This window comes from Neorhizobium petrolearium (assembly GCF_017873175.1).
GTDB classification, from domain to species: Bacteria; Pseudomonadota; Alphaproteobacteria; order Rhizobiales; family Rhizobiaceae; genus Neorhizobium; species Neorhizobium petrolearium.
Genome location: NZ_JAGGJW010000010.1, coordinates 58,201 through 74,286 on the forward strand (window position 1 = coordinate 58,201; position 16,086 = coordinate 74,286).

The 16,086-nt window shown below is 61.8% G+C and carries 15 protein-coding genes and 1 pseudogene; 11 read left to right on the forward strand and 5 right to left on the reverse strand.

Annotated features, from left to right (window positions below; genetic code table 11):
- Positions 1–2: 2 nt before the first annotated feature.
- Together J2046_RS19325 and J2046_RS19330 are read left to right on the forward strand one after the other, a co-directional pair.
- A complete protein-coding gene (locus J2046_RS19325; RefSeq protein WP_210054643.1) occupies positions 3–1,241 on the forward strand; it encodes an aminotransferase class III-fold pyridoxal phosphate-dependent enzyme in 1,239 nt (412 codons plus the stop codon).
- Positions 1,242–1,321: 80 nt separating this feature from the next.
- Positions 1,322–2,028 (forward strand): annotated as a pseudogene (locus J2046_RS19330) (ISKra4 family transposase); the annotation flags it as partial.
- A gap of 27 nt (positions 2,029–2,055) precedes the next feature.
- On the opposite strand, the gene J2046_RS19335 reads toward J2046_RS19330, so the two are convergent.
- The gene (locus tag J2046_RS19335) at positions 2,056–2,700 is read right to left on the reverse strand and encodes a TetR/AcrR family transcriptional regulator (RefSeq protein WP_210055028.1); all 645 of its coding nucleotides are present in this window, start codon (positions 2,698–2,700) and stop codon (positions 2,056–2,058) included.
- Between the two features lie 217 nt (positions 2,701–2,917).
- On the opposite strand from J2046_RS19335, the gene J2046_RS19340 reads away from it, so the two are divergent.
- From J2046_RS19340 to dctP (J2046_RS19355), 4 genes are read left to right on the forward strand one after another with little or no spacing between them, the layout of a single operon-like run.
- Positions 2,918–3,802: a shikimate dehydrogenase gene (locus tag J2046_RS19340; protein ID WP_210054646.1), complete on the forward strand. Its 885-nt coding sequence runs from the start codon at positions 2,918–2,920 to the stop codon at positions 3,800–3,802.
- Positions 3,799–5,688 carry a bifunctional sugar phosphate isomerase/epimerase/4-hydroxyphenylpyruvate dioxygenase family protein gene (locus J2046_RS19345; RefSeq protein WP_210054648.1) on the forward strand — a complete coding sequence of 630 codons (1,890 nt, stop codon included), beginning with the start codon at positions 3,799–3,801 and terminating at the stop codon, positions 5,686–5,688. Before J2046_RS19340 ends, J2046_RS19345 begins: the two co-directional genes overlap by 4 nt.
- The gene (locus tag J2046_RS19350) at positions 5,685–6,578 is read left to right on the forward strand and encodes an SMP-30/gluconolactonase/LRE family protein (protein ID WP_210054650.1); all 894 of its coding nucleotides are present in this window, start codon (positions 5,685–5,687) and stop codon (positions 6,576–6,578) included. Before J2046_RS19345 ends, J2046_RS19350 begins: the two co-directional genes overlap by 4 nt.
- Before the next feature lie 29 nt (positions 6,579–6,607).
- On the forward strand, positions 6,608–7,594 hold the full coding sequence (gene dctP / locus J2046_RS19355) for a TRAP transporter substrate-binding protein DctP (RefSeq protein ID WP_233470106.1): 987 nt from the start codon (positions 6,608–6,610) through the stop codon (positions 7,592–7,594).
- A gap of 19 nt (positions 7,595–7,613) precedes the next feature.
- Here dctP (J2046_RS19355) and J2046_RS19360 read toward each other — a convergent pair whose 3' ends face one another.
- Complete coding sequence (locus tag J2046_RS19360) at positions 7,614–8,288, reverse strand: GntR family transcriptional regulator (RefSeq protein ID WP_210054652.1); 675 nt, start codon at positions 8,286–8,288, stop codon at positions 7,614–7,616.
- A gap of 209 nt (positions 8,289–8,497) precedes the next feature.
- On the opposite strand from J2046_RS19360, the gene dctP (J2046_RS19365) reads away from it, so the two are divergent.
- The 5 genes from dctP (J2046_RS19365) (at position 8,498) to J2046_RS19385 (ending at position 12,310) form a co-directional block, all read left to right on the forward strand.
- The gene (dctP, locus tag J2046_RS19365) at positions 8,498–9,487 is read left to right on the forward strand and encodes a TRAP transporter substrate-binding protein DctP (RefSeq protein WP_210054654.1); all 990 of its coding nucleotides are present in this window, start codon (positions 8,498–8,500) and stop codon (positions 9,485–9,487) included.
- 88 nt (positions 9,488–9,575) lie between these two features.
- A complete protein-coding gene (locus J2046_RS19370) occupies positions 9,576–10,076 on the forward strand; it encodes a TRAP transporter small permease (RefSeq protein WP_325169766.1) in 501 nt (166 codons plus the stop codon).
- A gap of 14 nt (positions 10,077–10,090) precedes the next feature.
- Entirely contained in the window at positions 10,091–11,392 is a 1,302-nt protein-coding gene (locus J2046_RS19375; RefSeq protein ID WP_210054656.1) for a TRAP transporter large permease, read from the forward strand.
- An 11-nt stretch (positions 11,393–11,403) separates the two neighbouring features.
- Positions 11,404–11,853, forward strand: coding sequence for a type II 3-dehydroquinate dehydratase (locus J2046_RS19380; RefSeq protein WP_210054658.1), 450 nt, complete (start codon positions 11,404–11,406; stop codon positions 11,851–11,853).
- A 73-nt stretch (positions 11,854–11,926) separates the two neighbouring features.
- On the forward strand, positions 11,927–12,310 hold the full coding sequence (locus J2046_RS19385; RefSeq protein WP_210054660.1) for a hypothetical protein: 384 nt from the start codon (positions 11,927–11,929) through the stop codon (positions 12,308–12,310).
- A gap of 192 nt (positions 12,311–12,502) precedes the next feature.
- Here the strand turns inward: J2046_RS19385 and J2046_RS19390 are convergent, their stop codons facing one another.
- Genes J2046_RS19390 through J2046_RS19400 form a run of 3 tightly spaced genes read right to left on the reverse strand, consistent with a single transcriptional unit; the run spans position 12,503 to position 15,959 of the window.
- The gene (locus J2046_RS19390) at positions 12,503–14,176 is read right to left on the reverse strand and encodes a hydantoinase/carbamoylase family amidase (RefSeq protein ID WP_210054662.1); all 1,674 of its coding nucleotides are present in this window, start codon (positions 14,174–14,176) and stop codon (positions 12,503–12,505) included.
- Entirely contained in the window at positions 14,176–15,111 is a 936-nt protein-coding gene (locus J2046_RS19395) for a dihydroorotate dehydrogenase (protein WP_210054664.1), read from the reverse strand. The genes J2046_RS19390 and J2046_RS19395 overlap by 1 nt, the downstream gene beginning before the upstream one ends.
- Entirely contained in the window at positions 15,111–15,959 is an 849-nt protein-coding gene (locus tag J2046_RS19400; protein WP_210054666.1) for a dihydroorotate dehydrogenase electron transfer subunit, read from the reverse strand. The genes J2046_RS19395 and J2046_RS19400 overlap by 1 nt, the downstream gene beginning before the upstream one ends.
- Positions 15,960–16,086: the final 127 nt, after the last annotated feature.

Sequence of the window (16,086 nt, forward strand, 5' to 3'; positions counted from 1 at the left end):
CCATGTCGGCATTAGTGAGAGCGCAGGATGCTGCGTTGCGCGCGCGCGCTGAAAAAGTCGTACCGAGCGGAATGTGGGGCCATCTGCATGCCGCGAAACTGCCGGAGGCCTATCCGCAGTTTTTCAGCCGCGGCGAGGGCGGCATTCTCTGGGACGTCGACGGCAATCGTTATGTCGATTTCATGTGCAGTTGGGGGCCAAACCTTCTGGGGCATCACCATCCGGAAGTGGAGGAAGCGGCCGAGCGCCAGCGGCGTATGGGCGACTGCCTGAACGGCCCGGCCGAGGTCATGGTCGAACTCGCCGAGCTGGTCGTCGATACCATCGCCCATGCCGACTGGACCCTGTTCCAGAAGAACGGCACGGACGCCACGACGACATGCGTCACCATCGCGCGGGCTGCGACCGGCAGGCGCAAGATCCTGGTGGCGAAGGGCGCCTATCACGGGGCGGTTCCGTGGTGCTCACCGTCGTTGCTCGGCGTCACGGCGGAAGATCGGGCCCATCTGCTTTATTACGTCTACAACGACGTCGAGACGCTGGAGGCGGCTGTCGGGGAAGCGGGTGACGATCTCGCGGCGATCGTGGTCTCCGCCTATCGGCACGACCTCGGCTTCGACCAGGAACTGCCGACGCAGGAATTCGCCAAGGCCGCGCGCCGTCTGGCGGACGCCAAGGGGGCTGCCTTAATCATCGACGAGGTGCGCGCCGGCTTCCGCCTCCACGCGGCCGGCAGTTGGGAGCCGATGGGCGTGCGTCCCGATCTCGCGGCCTGGAGCAAGGCGATCGCCAATGGTTATGCCCTGTCGGCCGTGACCGGCAGCGATTGGCTGCGTAAGGCGGCGTCGCAGGTTTTCGTGACCGGCTCGTTCTGGGCGGGGGCGGTGGCGATGGCCGCCGCCGTGGCGACACTCAAGGTCGTGAAGCGCGACGGCGTGCCGGAGCGTATCGCCCGGCTCGGACAGATGCTGCGCGACGGACTCGAAACCCGTTCGCGGCAGTTCGGGGTTTCCATTCGCCAGACAGGCCCGGCACAGATGCCGACCGTGCTTTTCGATGGAGATGCGGACTTTTCTAAGGGATCGGCATTCTGCAATGCCACACTTTCGAAAGGCGTCTATTTCCATCCAAAGCATAACATGTTCCTCTGCGCGGCGCACACGGAAGCGGATATCGCAATGGCGCTAGAAGCTGCCGAACATGGTTTCGCGGCGGTGGCAGGATTAAATGTTCCCGCCTGAGTTGTAGTGACAAGGCAGCAATGTGATCTGAACCCTTCAAACGGCCTTTCGCTCGATTAAGGCAAGGAGTTTCTGGCCGCCCATTGACCTCACTGTTGGCCAGCCACATCGCGCCCGAGTTGCTTTATCTTGAAAGCAAATGGGCCTCGCTCGTCTCCTATAGCATGACCGTCGACCTGCTCAGGGGCGTGCTGCCGATCGACACCAGACTCCGCAACCTGGCGGCCGAGATGGCACCCTATGCCGAGCATCATCTGGACTGGCTTCATATCGCCATGCGTCTGATGGTGCTTGGTCAATATGCCAAAGGTCTCATCCATCACGACCAGGAAGCCGGTGATCGGATTGCCCGCAATCTGCTGCGGATAAGCGGTACCTCTGGCATGGCAATTCCCGCGCCGGCCCGTTGTGGAGCCAGGACCTGGCGGATGACCTCTATGGGCTCGAAGAAGACTGCAGCTATCCCAACCTGAAGGCGTTCTCTTAAGCGGTCGCGGAATTCGCCACCTATGTCGAGCGCAACGCCCATGCGATTCCGAATTATAGCGAACGCTATCGCAACGACGAGCGCATCGCCACGTCGTTCGTGGAGTCCGCCGTCAATGTCGTGATTGCCAAGCGCTTCACCAAGAAGCAGCAGATGCAATGGTCGCGACGCGGCGCCCGCATGCTCCTACAGATCCGCACCCGAACCCTTGATGGCGCGCTCCGCGGCCAATTCGAAACATGGTATCCGGGCCTTTCGGCAAATGATGACCAGACTTCAACTCAAGCCGCAGCCGCCTGAATGCCCCACGCTTTTTCCTGCTCTCCGTCAGGGCTGCGCCTTCAGGTAATCCAGAACCGCATCCGCGACCATCGTCTTGTGACGATTGTAGAGTTCCGGTGAGGACAGGTCGCGGCGGAAAATTGTGCCGAAAGTGTAGCGGTTGGAGACACGGAAGAAGCAGAAGGCACTGATCAGCATGTGCAGGTCGATGGGGTCGACGTCGCGGCGGAAACTGCCGTCGTCGCGTCCGCGCTCGAGGATGTCGGCCAGCGTATTGATGATCGGGATGTTGAGCTCGCGGATCTCGCTCGATCGCTGCATGTGGGCGGCCTGGTGAATGTTCTCGATGCTGACGAGCCTGACGAAGTCCGGATTGGCCTCGTCATGGTCGAAGGTGGTGCCGATCAGCGTGCGCAGGGCGAGTTCCGGCGGCATGTTCGACAGTTCGAGATCGGCCTCGAGCGAGCGGATCTTGCGATAGGCGCGCTCGAGTACCGCGAGGTAGAGCGCCTCCTTCGAGCCGAAATAATAGTAGATCATGCGCTTGGAAGTACGCGTCTTCGCCGCGATCGCGTCGACGCGGCCGCCCGCCAGGCCATGCGTCGTGAATTCCTCGGTTGCAACGGTCAGAATGTCCTGTCGCGTCTTCTCCGGGTCGTTCTTGCGTGAAAGGCGCGGCTCGTTGGCCATGGCAGACATGTTCTCCTGTCGCGCGGTCGTTATGGCGCCGACGCTTCCCGATCGTTTCATAGAGCACAACGTCTTCCCGTTTCAACCGAGCGGCGGCGACAATATTGACACGAACTAGTTAGTACATTATTGGATAAAGCGTCGAAGCACACCAGGGAGGAGACTGGGTGTCCTGCGGGTGAGGAGTTTGCCCCAGCCGATACCGTGTCGCCGCGAGATGCAGTCCACACCATCCAGTTTCAAGGCCGGCCTGATCGGCTCGGGCATTCAGCAGTCGCTTACGCCGGCCATGCACATGACCGAAGGTCGCAACCTCGGCGTCGGTTATGACTATGCGATCATCGACCTCAACGAGATCGAGGGCGGCGCCGACCGGCTGGCCGACCTGCTTGCGCGGTCCGAAGCGCGCGGCCTGTGCGGCCTCAACATCACCCATCCGTGCAAGCAGCAGGTCATCCCGCTGCTCGATACCCTGTCGCCTGAGGCCATGAAGCTCGGCGCGGTCAACACCGTCGTGCTGAAGGACGGCAAGCGCCATGGCCACAACACCGACTGGTGGGGTTTCGCGGAAGGTTTTCGTCGTGGCCTGCCGGATGCCGATCTTTCGAAGGTCGTGCAGCTTGGCGCCGGCGGCGCCGGAGCCGCGACCGCCTTCGCGATCCTGACACTCGGCGCCGCCCGTCTGTCGATCGTCGACCGTGATACGGAGCGGGCGCGGCAACTGGCCGGCATTATGCGGGATCTCTTTCCCGAGGCCGTGGTCGATGGTGGTCTGGAGGTGACCGATGTCATGCCCGGTGCCAGCGGCCTGATCCACGCGACGCCGACCGGCATGGCCAAGCATCCGGGTCTGCCTTTGCCCGAAAAGCTGCTGCGGCCGGACCTCTGGGTGTCGGAAATCGTCTATTTCCCGCTGGAGACGGAGCTTCTGGCGACGTCACGCCGCAAGGGCTGCAAGGTGCTCAATGGCGGTGGCATGGCAGTGTTCCAGGCTGTCGGTGCGTTCCGGCTCTTCACCGGCCTTGAGCCCGACGCCGATCGCATGCTCGCGCATTTCCGCTCGCTGACGGCGGGCGAAGGAGTGGTGAGGGCGGCCGAATGAAGACCTCGATCGCCACGGTATCCATCAGCGGCGAGCTTCCGGACAAGCTGGAGGCGATCGCCCGGGCCGGTTTCGACGGTGTCGAGATTTTTGAGAACGACTTCCTGGCCTTCGACGGCAGTCCGCGTGATGTCGGGCGCATGGTGCGCGATCTCGGGATGGAGATCACGCTGTTCCAGCCGTTTCGCGATTTCGAAGGCATGCCGGAAGAATTCCGAGCCCGTACCTTCGACCGCGCGGAACGCAAGTTCGATGTGATGCAGGAACTGGGCGCCGACCTTCTGCTTGTCTGCTCCAACGTTTCCGGCGTGTCGCTCGGTGGGATAGACCGGGCGGCGGCCGATTTCCGCGAACTGGGCGAGCGGGCGGCGAAACGTGGCCTGCGGGTCGGCTATGAGGCGCTGGCCTGGGGGCGGCATATCAGCGATCATCGCGACGCCTGGGAGATCGTGCGGCGTGCCGATCATCCCTCGATCGGCCTGATCCTCGACAGCTTCCACACGCTGTCGCGCAAGATCGACACGAATTCGATCCGCTCCATTCCGAAGGACAAGATCTTCATCGTTCAGCTGGCGGATGCGCCACTGATCGACATGGACCTGCTCTACTGGAGCCGTCATTTCCGCAACATGCCGGGTGAGGGCGACCTTCGGGTCGCCGAATTCGCCGCCGCCGTCGCCGATACGGGCTATGACGGCTATCTGTCGCTCGAGATCTTCAACGACCAGTTCCGGGGCGGCTCGACGCGCGAGATCGCGGCCGACGGCCATCGTTCGCTGATCTATCTGGGCGACCAGGTAGCGCGCCGCGAAAAGGCGACGGGACTGACCGTGCCGCCCATGCCCGACCGGGCGGTGATCGGAGAGGTGGGGTTCATCGAATTCGCCACCGACGAGGATGATGCCGCCGGCCTGGTGGACCTGCTGAAGACAATGGGCTTCAAGAAGACCGCTGTCCATCGCAGCAAGAAGGTAAACGTCTATCAGCAGGGGGCGATCCGGCTGCTGGTCAATACCGAGGACGCCGGCTTCGCCAGCGCGACCCAGGCGATCCACGGAACGTCGGCCTATGCGGTGGCGTTGGCGGTTGACGACGCCCAGGCCGCGCTGTCGCGCGCGGTCGCGCTCAATGCGGAGCCCTTCAGCCAGGCGGTGGCGGCCGGCGAGCTCGACATTCCGGCCATCCGCGGCGTCGGCGGCGGGCTCATCTATCTGCTCGACGGCAAGAGCGATCTCGGCCGTTTCGCCGAGATCGACTTCGTCCCCGTGGAGGAAGAAACCGGCGTGCGCGATGCCGGCCTCGGGCGGATCGACCACCTCGCGCAGACCGTGGGCTACGACGAGATGCTCACTTGGATCCTGTTCTATACCTCCATCTTCGCGACCCATAAGTCGCCGATGGTGGACATCATCGACCCCGCCGGCGTTGTGCGCAGCCAGGTGATCGAGAACGATAGCGGCAGTTTCCGCCTCACCATGAATGGCGCGGAAAACCGGCGCACGCTGGCGGGCCATTTCATCGCCGAGAAATTCGGTTCCGCGATCCAGCATATCGCCTTCGAGACCGATGACATCTTCGCGACCGCCGCCGCGCTCGAGGAAAACGGCTTCCGGCGATTGCAGATCTCGCCGAACTATTACGGCGACGTGGAGGCGCGGTTCGGGCTGGCCCCGGACCTCGCCGACCGGTTGCGGCGCGAGAACATTCTCTATGACCGCGACGAGCATGGGGAATATTTCCAGCTCTATAGCGAGACCTATGGCGAAGGTTTCTTCTTCGAGATCGTCCAGCGTCGGGCATACCGGGGCTATGGCGCTCCAAACGCCATCTTCCGCATCGCCGCGCTGAAGAAACTGATCAGACCGGAAGGCATGCCTCAGCAATGACCATCAATACAATCGATTCCCGCCGCGTCGAATGCGTGGTGCGGACGAGCGACCAGCTTGGCGAAACGCCGCTGTGGTGCGAACGCAGCAACAAACTGTGGTGGCTCGACATCGAAAAGCCGAAACTGCAGAGCCTCGACACGGCCACCGGTCGTCACGACATCCAGGACTTTCCGGAGGCGACCTATGTCGGAAGCCAGGTGCTAACGAAATCGGGCGGTCATCTTCTCGCTCGCGATCTCGATCTGCTGCTGCGCGCCGAAGACGGCAGGCTTCAGCCCTTCGTCACCGTTGAGCGAGGCGTCGACAATCGTCTCAACGACGGTCGAGTCGACCGCTGGGGCCGCCTGTGGATCGGCACGATGGACAACGAACTGCACCGGCCGAACGGCGGATTGTACCGCGTTGATGCAACGGGCGGCGTGGAAAAGCTGTTTGGCGACGTGATCGTCAGCAACGGTATCGCGTTTTCGCCGGATGGCCGCCGTTTCCATTTCACCGATACGCGTCGCTACATCAGCTATGTTTTCGACATGGATCCCGAGGACGGCGAGATCAGTGGGCGCCGTGTCTTCGCCGACTATTCGGCGACCGGCGATCGGCCGGACGGGGCGTGTTTCGACGCCGATGGCGGCTTGTGGACGGCCTTCTTCGCGGGCGGTCGCGTGGTGCGCTACGCGCCGGACGGGAGCATCGACACCGTTGTGCCGCTGCCGACCACGAACCCGACCTGCGTCTGCTTCGGGGGCCCCGACTATGGGACGCTCTACATCACGACCGCCGCGAAGTTCTTGTCGGTCGAACAGCGGGACAAGGAGCCGTTGGCTGGAGCGGTGTTCGCCGTCGAGGGGTTGGCCCAGGGACTGCCTGAGAACCGGTTCGGCATTTGATCAAAAGAGGATTTGAGGAGGAAAAATCCATGAGAGACATGACAAGACGCCAGTTGCTCGCGGGCTCGGCGATGGCGGCGGCAATGATCGGCCTGCCGCGGATGGCCCTGGCGGCGACCAAGCTGCGGTTCGCGGATGTGACGACCGAGGATGCGCCGCGTTCGCAGGCGCTGCTCAACATCTTCGCGAAGGAACTCGGCGCCGACTACGAGTTCACGCCCTTCTTCAACTCGACTCTGTTCCGTCAGGGAACGGAACTCGTTGCCGTCCAGCGCGGTAATCTCGACATGGCCCTTCTGCCGCCGTCCGATTTCGCCAAGCAGGCACCCGAATTCGACATTCTTGGCGCGGCCTATGTCGTCCGGGATTCCGCGCACCTATCGCGCATTTTCGACAGCGAGATTGGCGCCGAATTCCGCAAGAGCGCGCGCGAAAAGCTCAATGTCGAAATCCTCGCTCCCGCCTATTACGGTCGTCGCCAACTCAATTTGCGCGGCAAGAACAAGGTAATGAACCCGGAGGACCTCGCGGGCGTCAAGCTGCGCATGCCCGGTGGCGAAAGCTGGCAGTTCCTGGGCAAGTCGCTCGGCGCCAACCCGGTAGCGATGGACTATGCCGAGGTCTATACCGGCCTGCAGACCGGCGCGATCGATGGGCAGGACAATCCCTTGCCCAACGACAAGATCATGAAGTTCTACGAAGTGACGAACCAGATCGTGCTGACCGGCCACAATGTCGGTTTCGGTCTGCTGCTGATCAACGCGAAGGTCTTCAATGGTCTGTCGGCGGACGAGCAGTCGCGCATGCGGGACCTGGCGAAGAAGGCCTTCGCCTGGAGCACGGCGGAATACGAAAAGCAGGAAGCCGAACTCGTCGACTTCTTCAAGCAGCAGGGGCTCGACGTCTATGTGCCGGATGTCGACGCCTTCCGCGCCCATGCGCAGAAGGAATATCTGGCGTCATCGCTGTCTAGTTCCTGGCCGGCGGGCATGCTGGAGCGGATCAACGCCCTCTGAGGTTCGAGGGGCGGCCGGATCAGCTGAAACGGCCGCTTCTCAGCACATGGCTGGTTCCGTTGTGGACATGTTCCGCGAGGATCGCCTGGGCCCTGGAGACGTCGCGCTTCAGGGCAAGTTCGAAGAGCTTGCGGTGGTCGTCGGCGACGGCCTGTCCACGAAAGCTCTCCGCCAGAAGGTGATATCGCAGGAAGCGGTCGAAGACCGTGGAAAGCATCGCCATTAGGCTGGCGGACCGGCAGGCCGAGACGAGCGCCAGATGGAATTCCCAGTCGTAGCGGACCCAGTCGACGGTGCGCACGCTTTCGCCCTGCAGCAGGCCACGCTCGATGGCGGCGAGCTTGTGATGGGCGGCGACGAGACGGGCCTCCCAGTCTAGGTCACCCTCGGCGAAGGAGGTCCGCAAGGCATGGCCTTCGAGCAGGATGCGCAGATCGGCAAGCTCAAGGAGTTCGGCGCGGGTGGCGGGGCTGACGATGAAGCCGCGCTGACCCTCGGCGACGACCAGAGTTTCGGCCGCGAGGTGATTAAGGATCTCGCGCAAGGTCGAGGCGCTCACGGCGTATCGCTCGCGCACCTGCTCGATCTTCAGTCGGGATCCCGGGGGGAGCGCGCCGGAGATGATGTCGGCGCGAATGCGCCTGTGGGCATTCTCGCCCGTGGTTTCGGTCGGCGGAGCGGCGGAGACGGTCATCCAGCATTCCCTTTTTGGGTTTGCAGGATATCGGATGAAAATAAAAATGCCAGATAGAAGCAAAAATATATGGTGATCTGTCTGCTATCGATTGACTTAAATGAACCATTTAGTACAATTTGTGTATCGGCAAATCTGGAGGATGGCCGAGGGAATGAGGGAAGGTCGATCCGCAAGGCGCGGTAACGACCGCAGAGGAGGATAAATCCATGACATTCGAACTGACCCGGCGCCATTTCCTTGGCGCTAGTGCGGCGCTGGCCGGTGGCGCGCTCGCCCTGCCGTCCCTGGCGCAGGACAAGACGGAACTGAAGTTCTCCGCGGTGTTCTCCGAGCAGGATATCCGCGCAAACATGATCAAGATGTTCGCGGAAGCCGTCAGCGGTTCCTTCAATGTCCAGCCTTACTACGGCGGCACGCTGTTCAAGCAAGGGACGGAACTCGTAGCGCTTCAGCGCGGCAACCTGCAGATGGGCAATATCGCGCCGCAGGACATTTCCAAGCAGATCCCGGAATGGTCGGTACTGACCTCGGCCTATCTGTTCCGCGATGCCGCACATCTGACGGCCTTCTTCGCCAGCGATCTCGGGGCTGAATTCAAGCAGATGGCCGAGGGCAAGCTCGGCATCCATATTCTCGGCCCGACTTATTTCGGCGCGCGCCAGGTTGGGCTGAAGCCGAGCAAGAAGATCAATACGCCGGCCGACATGGCGGGCATCAAGCTGCGCATGCCCGGCGGCGACGCGTGGCAGTTCCTCGGCGAGGCGCTCGGCGCCAACCCGGTGCCGTTGGCCTATGCGGAAGTCTATACCGGGCTACAGACCGGCGCGATCGACGGGCAGGACAATCCGCTTCCCAACGTCAAGAACATGAAGTTCTACGAAGTCATGTCGCAGATCGTGATGACGTCCCATCTCGTCGGCTATGACCTGCTCACGGTCTCTTCGGAGGTCTGGAAAGCCATGGATGCGGACACGCAGAAGGCCTTCCAGCAGGCGGCCGACAAGGCCATGGCCTGGAGCCAGGAGCAGCACCTCGCCCAGGAACAGTCGTTGGTCGAGGAGTTCAAGGCGGCCGGGCTCGATATCTACGCACCCGATATCGATGCATTCCGCAAGTTCGCCCAGGACAAGTACCTGGGGTCCGATCTGGCGAAATCCTGGCCGGCGGGCGTCCTGGAAAAGGTCGCCGCGATCTGATCAGGCCTCGAGCTGATTCAGCTATCCACACAAGAGATGCGGTGTGTCCGGCGCGTCGCGCGCCGGACTTTCTTATCGGGAGGAATTCGTGACGGACAAATTGCGATTCATCGGCGGTTGGCTCAGACGCCGCGCCGAGAACCTGCTGGCGCTGATGCTGCTGGCGATGTTCGTGGCCTTCCTGCTGCAGATCCTCTTCCGCTATGCCCTCAATCTCTCTGTTGGGTGGACCAACGAACTGAGCGTGGTCTTGTGGATGTGGATCGTGCTGTTCGGTTCGGCCTTCGTCATCCGCGAGATCGATGAAATCCGCTTCGACCTGCTGTGGGCGGGCGCGACGGGCCGGGTGCGGCGGGCCATGCAGATCGTGTCGTCGCTCGCGCTTGTCACCTTGTTCGGCATCTCGCTGCCCGGCGTCATCGACTACGTCAGCTTCATGAAGGTCGAGAGCACCGCCTACATGAAGATCCGTTTCGACCATCTCTATTCGATCTACGTGGTTTTCGCCGTGGCGATGATCATCCGTTACGTCTGGCTCGGCGTGCAGGCCCTTCGGTCCGCGCCGGTCGACGATGACGACATCCACTGAACAGGACCGGTTCCGTGAGCTCCATCAGCCCCTTCTCCGCCTCGCTTGTCCTCATCACCGTCCTGGCCCTTGTCGGCATGCCGATCGGCCTGTCGATGATGGTCGGCTCGATCCTCTATCTCTGGATGGCAGGGCTCGATCTCGGCACGGTCGCCGAGCAGTTCCTCAACGGCATGTATTCGAACTACGTCATTCTTGCCGTGCCGCTGTTCGTGCTGGCCGCCGAATTCATGAATATCGGCTCGATGACCGAGCGGCTGCTGAGTTTCTGCAACCTCATCGTCGGGCGCTTCCGGGGCGGTCTGGCGCTCGTCAACGTTGTCCAGAGCATCATCTTCGCCGGCATGTCCGGATCGGCGATCGCCGACGCCGCCGGCACCGGCGGGCTGATGCATGCGATGATGACGAAGAACGGCCGCTATCCTTCGAGCTTCGCCGCCGCGCTGACCGCTGTCACCTCCGTCATCGGGCCGATCATTCCGCCATCGATCCCGATGGTGATTTACGCGCTCGTTTCGGATGCCTCGATCGGCTATCTCTTCCTCGCGGGCATGCTACCGGGCCTGTTGATGGCCTCTTTGCAGGCGCTGCAGATCTTCATCACCGCCAGCCGACGCAATTTCCCGGTGGAAGAGGCGGTCGCGCTGCGCGAGGTGCCGAAGATCACATGGCAGGCCCTGCCGGCGCTGATGATGCCGGTGATCCTGCTCGGCTGCATCTATAGCGGCATCACCACGCCGACCGAGGCCGCCGCGATTGCCGCCGGCTATGCATTGCTGGTGTCGACGGTGATCTATCGCAGCATCTCTCCTGCGCGCTTTTACGAAGCACTTTCGAAAAGCGCCAAGACGACGACGACCATCGGCATGCTGATCGCCGGCTCGCTCGTCTTCAACTATGTCGTGACGCTCGAGAACATTCCCGACAAGCTGCGGCTGGTGATGATGGGCTGGGATCTCGGGCCGATCGGTTTCCTGATCTTCGTCAACGTCGTGCTGCTGCTGTTTGGCTGCGTTCTCGAAGGCACGGCCATCCTGCTGATCATCGTGCCGGTCTTCATTCCGACGGCGCAGGCGCTCGGCATCGATCTCGTCCACTTCGGCGTCGTTGTCGTCGTCAACATCATGCTGGGTCTAGTGACGCCACCCTACGGGCTGCTGCTGTTCATCGTCGCGAAGATCTCCGGCGCACCGATGCGGGCCATCGTGCGCGACGCCACCCCCTTCATCCTCTGGATGATCGTCTCGCTCGTTATTATCACATTCGTTCCCGACCTGGTGCTGTGGTTACCGCGCCTGCTCGGATATCAGGGCTAGGATTGCATAACATGACCGACAAGAAACCGATCTACGTGCTGAACGGACCCAACCTCAACCGGCTGGGTAAGCGCGAACCCGAAATTTACGGCACGACGACTCTGGCCGAGGTCGAGGCCCTGTGCCGCGAGGCCGCCGGCGACCGGCCGGTGGTCTTTTCCCAGACCAATAGCGAGGAAAAGCTGATCGATCTCGTGCATGAGGCGATCGACGAAGGTGCGGCCATCATCATCAACCCGGCGGCCTTCACCTTCACCTCGCTCGCCCTGCTTGACGCGCTGAAGATGTTCAAGGGGCCGATCATCGAGTTCCACATCTCCAATGTCCATCGCCGGGAGTCGATCTATCATCACTCCTACGTCTCGATGACGGCGACGGCGGTCATGGCTGGCCTTGGCGCGCGGGGCTATCCCGTCGCCATACGCGCCATTGAAGACCTGCTTGCCGAGCAGAAGCGTTAACAGTTCCCTGCCGCTTCGGCGGCGGATCTTCCGCTTTGCCGGTCCGGTCGGCGTGACGGACGGACGTTATGTGATGATGCACTATCCGCCCGACCTAAAGGCAGAGGGCATATACGAATACAGGCTGATGCCGCAGCATTTGAACGCACCTTTTTCCATCGAAGAACTGAAGACAGCGAAGATGTCGCCGCCCTTCGATTTCACCCGAGACGTGCCGGTGATGCAGATAAGGGCCTTATCGGGGGCCGAGCGTACATCTCGGCCCTTCCAAGATCTTGGCTTCCGTCTCTATGACATGGACAGTGATCCGGATCAGAAGCAACCGGTCCGAAACTTGGAGGTAGAGGCGCATCTTTATGCCGGCCTTCGTGCATACATGCAGCGTCATGATGCTCCATCCGAATATTATGACTGGTTGGGGCTAGCACCATGCCGGGATAGCCGCACTTGGCCGTGAAACTGGCCCTTCACTTAGTCTTTCCTGGCCAGCATATGTGTTGATCAAGCCAGAGCCGATAGCCGTGATGGGAAGGCGGATTTTCCGCTGTGCCCCCGCAATTCGTCATTCCAGCTAAGCTAAGTTCTTGGCTCGTCAACGAATCTGTTACAGAAGAAATTTGTAACAACAAGGTCTCCGGTTCGATTCCCTTCAAGACCCTAACTCTTCGGCATTAGTCTGCTCGCTGCACAGGTGACTTGCCAAGGCAGAGGTGACTTTGAGCCATTCGGACGTATCTTTGTGATTGAATGCTTCTTCTAGGTTCATAGCAATCTGTTGAAGCCGGCTGAGTTCTTCATCGAATAGCGCTGCGTGGGCTGCTTCTCCATAGTGGCGGTCCGCAAAAGCCTGAGCGGAATGAGCCAGCATGAAGTACCCGACCGCCCGCACGGGGTCGGCGACCGCTGCTTCGCGCGCGGCTACAGCAGCCGCCTGATAGGCTTTTACGGCATTGCCTTTTTGGCGGATGATGTCTGTGATCTTGGTGAACATAGGGCCATTATCCTTTGCTGTCTGGCTGTCAACCGTGGCCTTGCAGGAGGAGGGGGGCAAATTGATCAGGAACTGATTCAGAATGAAGGTAGCAATCGCGAAATCGTCGATCTCCATCGCTTCCTGCGGGTTGTGCGAGCCGTTGCGGTTGCGGATGAAGATCATGCCGGATGGAATGCCCGCATCGGAAAACACCGCTGCATCATGTCCGCCGCCGGAGGGGATCAACGCCGGCTGCGTGCCGATTGCGCGTGATGCATGGGCAAGCTGCTCGATGAGCCCCGTGTCGCAGAGGGCCGGACTAGTCCAAAGAGCCTGCCCGAGGTCGAAGCGCACGGCACGTTCCTTCTCGATGCGGACCACATGCTTCAGCACCAGCGCATGCATCGTTTCCAGCATGTCGCGGTCCTGGCTGCGGATGTCGAGGCTGAACTCGACGCTGTCGGGGATGCGAGAAAGCGCGTGTTTCTGCTGGTCAGTGGAGACCATGCCGCTGGTAACGACGAGATCGCGTCCCTTTGCCACGAAATCGTGCCAAGCCGCATCGAGCACGTTGAGCAATTCCGCCATGGCCAGCACCGGGTCATGCCGGTAGGCGAGGGGAACCGCACCCGAATGTCCAGCCTCGCCGAAGCAGGAGATCTTCTTGTATCGGAAATTGCCGCGGATGCCGGAAACGATCGCCGCCGGCAGATTGCGCTCGATCAGCACCGGACCCTGTTCGATATGCACTTCTACATAGGCCTTCACCGCTGTCCGGTCGAGAAGCGGTTTACCGGAGCGGACGGGCATCATGTCTATGCCCACTGCCTCCATATGTTCATCGAGCGTGCGGCCGTCCTTCTTGTGGCGTGCAGAAAGTTCGGTTTCCGACAGCACGCCGAGCAAGGCTTTGGACGCGATATAACAGGGGCCGAACCAGGCGCTTTCCTCGCCCCGCATAGCGATGACTTTTACCGGTTCGGGAAAACGGGTGCCTTCGCGCCGGGCGCGGACGAGGCAGAGCAGGCCGGCCAGCACGCCGGCCAGTCCGTCGAAATTGCCGCCACGCGGCACGCTGTCAACATGCGAGCCGATCAGGATATAACGTTCGGCGCTTGTATGTTCGGGCAGCGAGAAGACGACATTGCGGCCGGCGTCCCATTGCGTGAAGAGGCTCTCGGAACGGGCGAACTCGACCAGGAAATTCAGCGTCTCCGTCTCGATTTCGGAAAAGGCCGGGCGGCTCACGCCTTCTGCATCGGCGGTGCGCGCTGCGATCTCCGCGAACAGCCGGGTTGCCGTATCGGCGATATCGAAGCAGATGGGCCTTTCGAGAACGGCGGCGTTCATTATGCGTACTCCGCAAGGGTGATGGCTTCGTCGGCGATGTCGACCGTGCCGATCAGGGCGTCGACGGAAGGAAGGCCGCGTCTTTCGACTTCCTGTTCGAGCTCACGGACAAGGCATGGCATGGTGGTGGGGCTGATGAAGGTGGCGGTGCCGACCTGCACGGCGCGGGCACCGGCGATTAGGTATTCGAGCACGTCGTCGACGGTCGAGATACCGCCGCAGCCGATCACCGGAATGGCGACGGCGCGGGCACACTGATAGGTCATGCGCAGTGCGATCGGCTTCAGCGGCGGTCCGGAAAGCCCGCCCATGACATTGCCGAGCCGGACGCGGCCGGTGCGGCTGTCGATCGCCATGGCGAGCATGGTGTTGGCGGTGACGAGCGCATCTGCGCCAGTTGCTTCTGCAGCCTGCGCTACCTCCACGACTTCGCCGGTATTGGGCGAAAGCTTTGCCCAGAGCGGCAGATCGGTGGCGGAGCGCATCTTGCGGATGACGTCGCCGGTCGGGCCGGGCCGCATGGCGAACGCCTTGCCGTCGTCCTCGATATTGGGGCAGGAGATATTGACCTCGATCGCGGCCACGCCCGGCACGCTGACTTCCTCGGCAAAGCGGGCGAATTCGTCCGCCGTATTGGCGGAAATGCTGATCACCAGCGGCGCCTCGTAATCCGCATAGAAGGGCACGATGTTCTTCAGGAACCATTCGGCGCCCTTGCTCGGGATGCCGATCGAGTTCAGCATCGCACCGCCTATCTCGCAGACGCGTGGCACGGGATTGCCGGGGCGCTTTGCCCGGGTGATCGTTTTCGTCACATGCGCGCCGAGGCAGTCGAGGTCGAAAACTTCCGCTAGTTCCTCGGAAAACGTGCCGGAGGCCGGCATGATCGGGTTCGTCAGCGTCAGCGCGCCGATCCTGGTGGTAAGGTCGCCCATCACAGCACCTCCTGCAGATCGAAGACTGGGCCTTCGCGGCAGACGCGCAGGTTGACCGCGCTACTCTCGCTCCGGAAGGGCCGCACGCAAGCCTGGCACATGCCGATGCCGCAGGCCATGTGCTGTTCGAGCGCCACCTGTCCGCCGATCCCGTGCCGGGCGCCGATCTCCTGCAGCATGCGCATCAGCCGGGCCGAGCCGCAGGTGAAGAAGGCATCGATGCCACGGCTGCGGATCAGTCCTTCGATCAATGCGGTCAGGTTTTCGACGCTGGAATTGCCGTCTGTATCGGTGACGGCAATGACTTCGGCGCCGCAGGAGCGGAAGAGGTCGGTCGACATCAAAAGATCCGGCGAACGGGCACTGCAGACCGCCGTCAGCGGCCGACCGAGGTTCGCAAATTCCCGGGCGAGCGGGGCGAGCGTAGCAAGCCCGACGCCGCGGGCGACGAGCAGCGGTCGGCGCCATTCGGGCCGGATTTCGAAGCCCTGCCCGAGCGGGCCGACAATGTTCAGGCTTTCGCCAGGTTTCAGTTCGGCCATCGCGCCGGTGCCGGTGCCTGCGACCTTATAGAGAAAGGAAAGCTCTCCTTTCATCCGATCATAGGAATAGATGCTCATCGGCCGGCGCAAATAGGGCTTGAAGCGGTCCGTCTGTGGGCAAAGAAGATGGAAGAACCGGCCCGGTGCGCAATCGAGTACAGCAGCCGGTGCTGCAAGCACGAGCAGGCGATATTGGCCGTTCACCCATTCATGGATTTTCACCCGGGCCTCGACCTCGTGGATCGAAGGCTGCCGCGAAACGCCGGCAGAAATGGAATCGGGGACGGCACAAAGACTGGCTGACATGAGAGCTTCCGAACTGAGAAAAATAGGCCCCTCGGCAGATCTGGCCGCCGGTCGAGGGCATGTCTATTGTGTGAGGGGGGGGCGACGGAGAGCTGAGTTCAGATCCCGCTCGTCGCGCGCGGCCGGT

What these genes read in the sequence shown, in the direction of transcription:
- J2046_RS19380 (WP_210054658.1), top strand. Translation starts at nt 11,404, where the DNA reads ATGACCGACAAGAAACCGATCTACGTGCTGAACGGACCCAACCTCAAC.
- J2046_RS19385 (WP_210054660.1), top strand. Translation starts at nt 11,927, where the DNA reads ATGATGCACTATCCGCCCGACCTAAAGGCAGAGGGCATATACGAATAC.
- J2046_RS19345 (WP_210054648.1), top strand. Translation starts at nt 3,799, where the DNA reads ATGAAGACCTCGATCGCCACGGTATCCATCAGCGGCGAGCTTCCGGAC.
- J2046_RS19325 (WP_210054643.1), top strand. Translation starts at nt 3, where the DNA reads ATGTCGGCATTAGTGAGAGCGCAGGATGCTGCGTTGCGCGCGCGCGCT.
- J2046_RS19335 (WP_210055028.1), bottom strand. Translation starts at nt 2,700, where the DNA reads ATGGCCAACGAGCCGCGCCTTTCACGCAAGAACGACCCGGAGAAGACG.
- dctP (WP_233470106.1), top strand. Translation starts at nt 6,608, where the DNA reads ATGAGAGACATGACAAGACGCCAGTTGCTCGCGGGCTCGGCGATGGCG.
- dctP (WP_210054654.1), top strand. Translation starts at nt 8,498, where the DNA reads ATGACATTCGAACTGACCCGGCGCCATTTCCTTGGCGCTAGTGCGGCG.
- J2046_RS19400 (WP_210054666.1), bottom strand. Translation starts at nt 15,959, where the DNA reads ATGTCAGCCAGTCTTTGTGCCGTCCCCGATTCCATTTCTGCCGGCGTT.
- J2046_RS19395 (WP_210054664.1), bottom strand. Translation starts at nt 15,111, where the DNA reads ATGGGCGACCTTACCACCAGGATCGGCGCGCTGACGCTGACGAACCCG.
- J2046_RS19360 (WP_210054652.1), bottom strand. Translation starts at nt 8,288, where the DNA reads ATGACCGTCTCCGCCGCTCCGCCGACCGAAACCACGGGCGAGAATGCC.
- J2046_RS19390 (WP_210054662.1), bottom strand. Translation starts at nt 14,176, where the DNA reads ATGAACGCCGCCGTTCTCGAAAGGCCCATCTGCTTCGATATCGCCGAT.
- J2046_RS19340 (WP_210054646.1), top strand. Translation starts at nt 2,918, where the DNA reads ATGCAGTCCACACCATCCAGTTTCAAGGCCGGCCTGATCGGCTCGGGC.
- J2046_RS19350 (WP_210054650.1), top strand. Translation starts at nt 5,685, where the DNA reads ATGACCATCAATACAATCGATTCCCGCCGCGTCGAATGCGTGGTGCGG.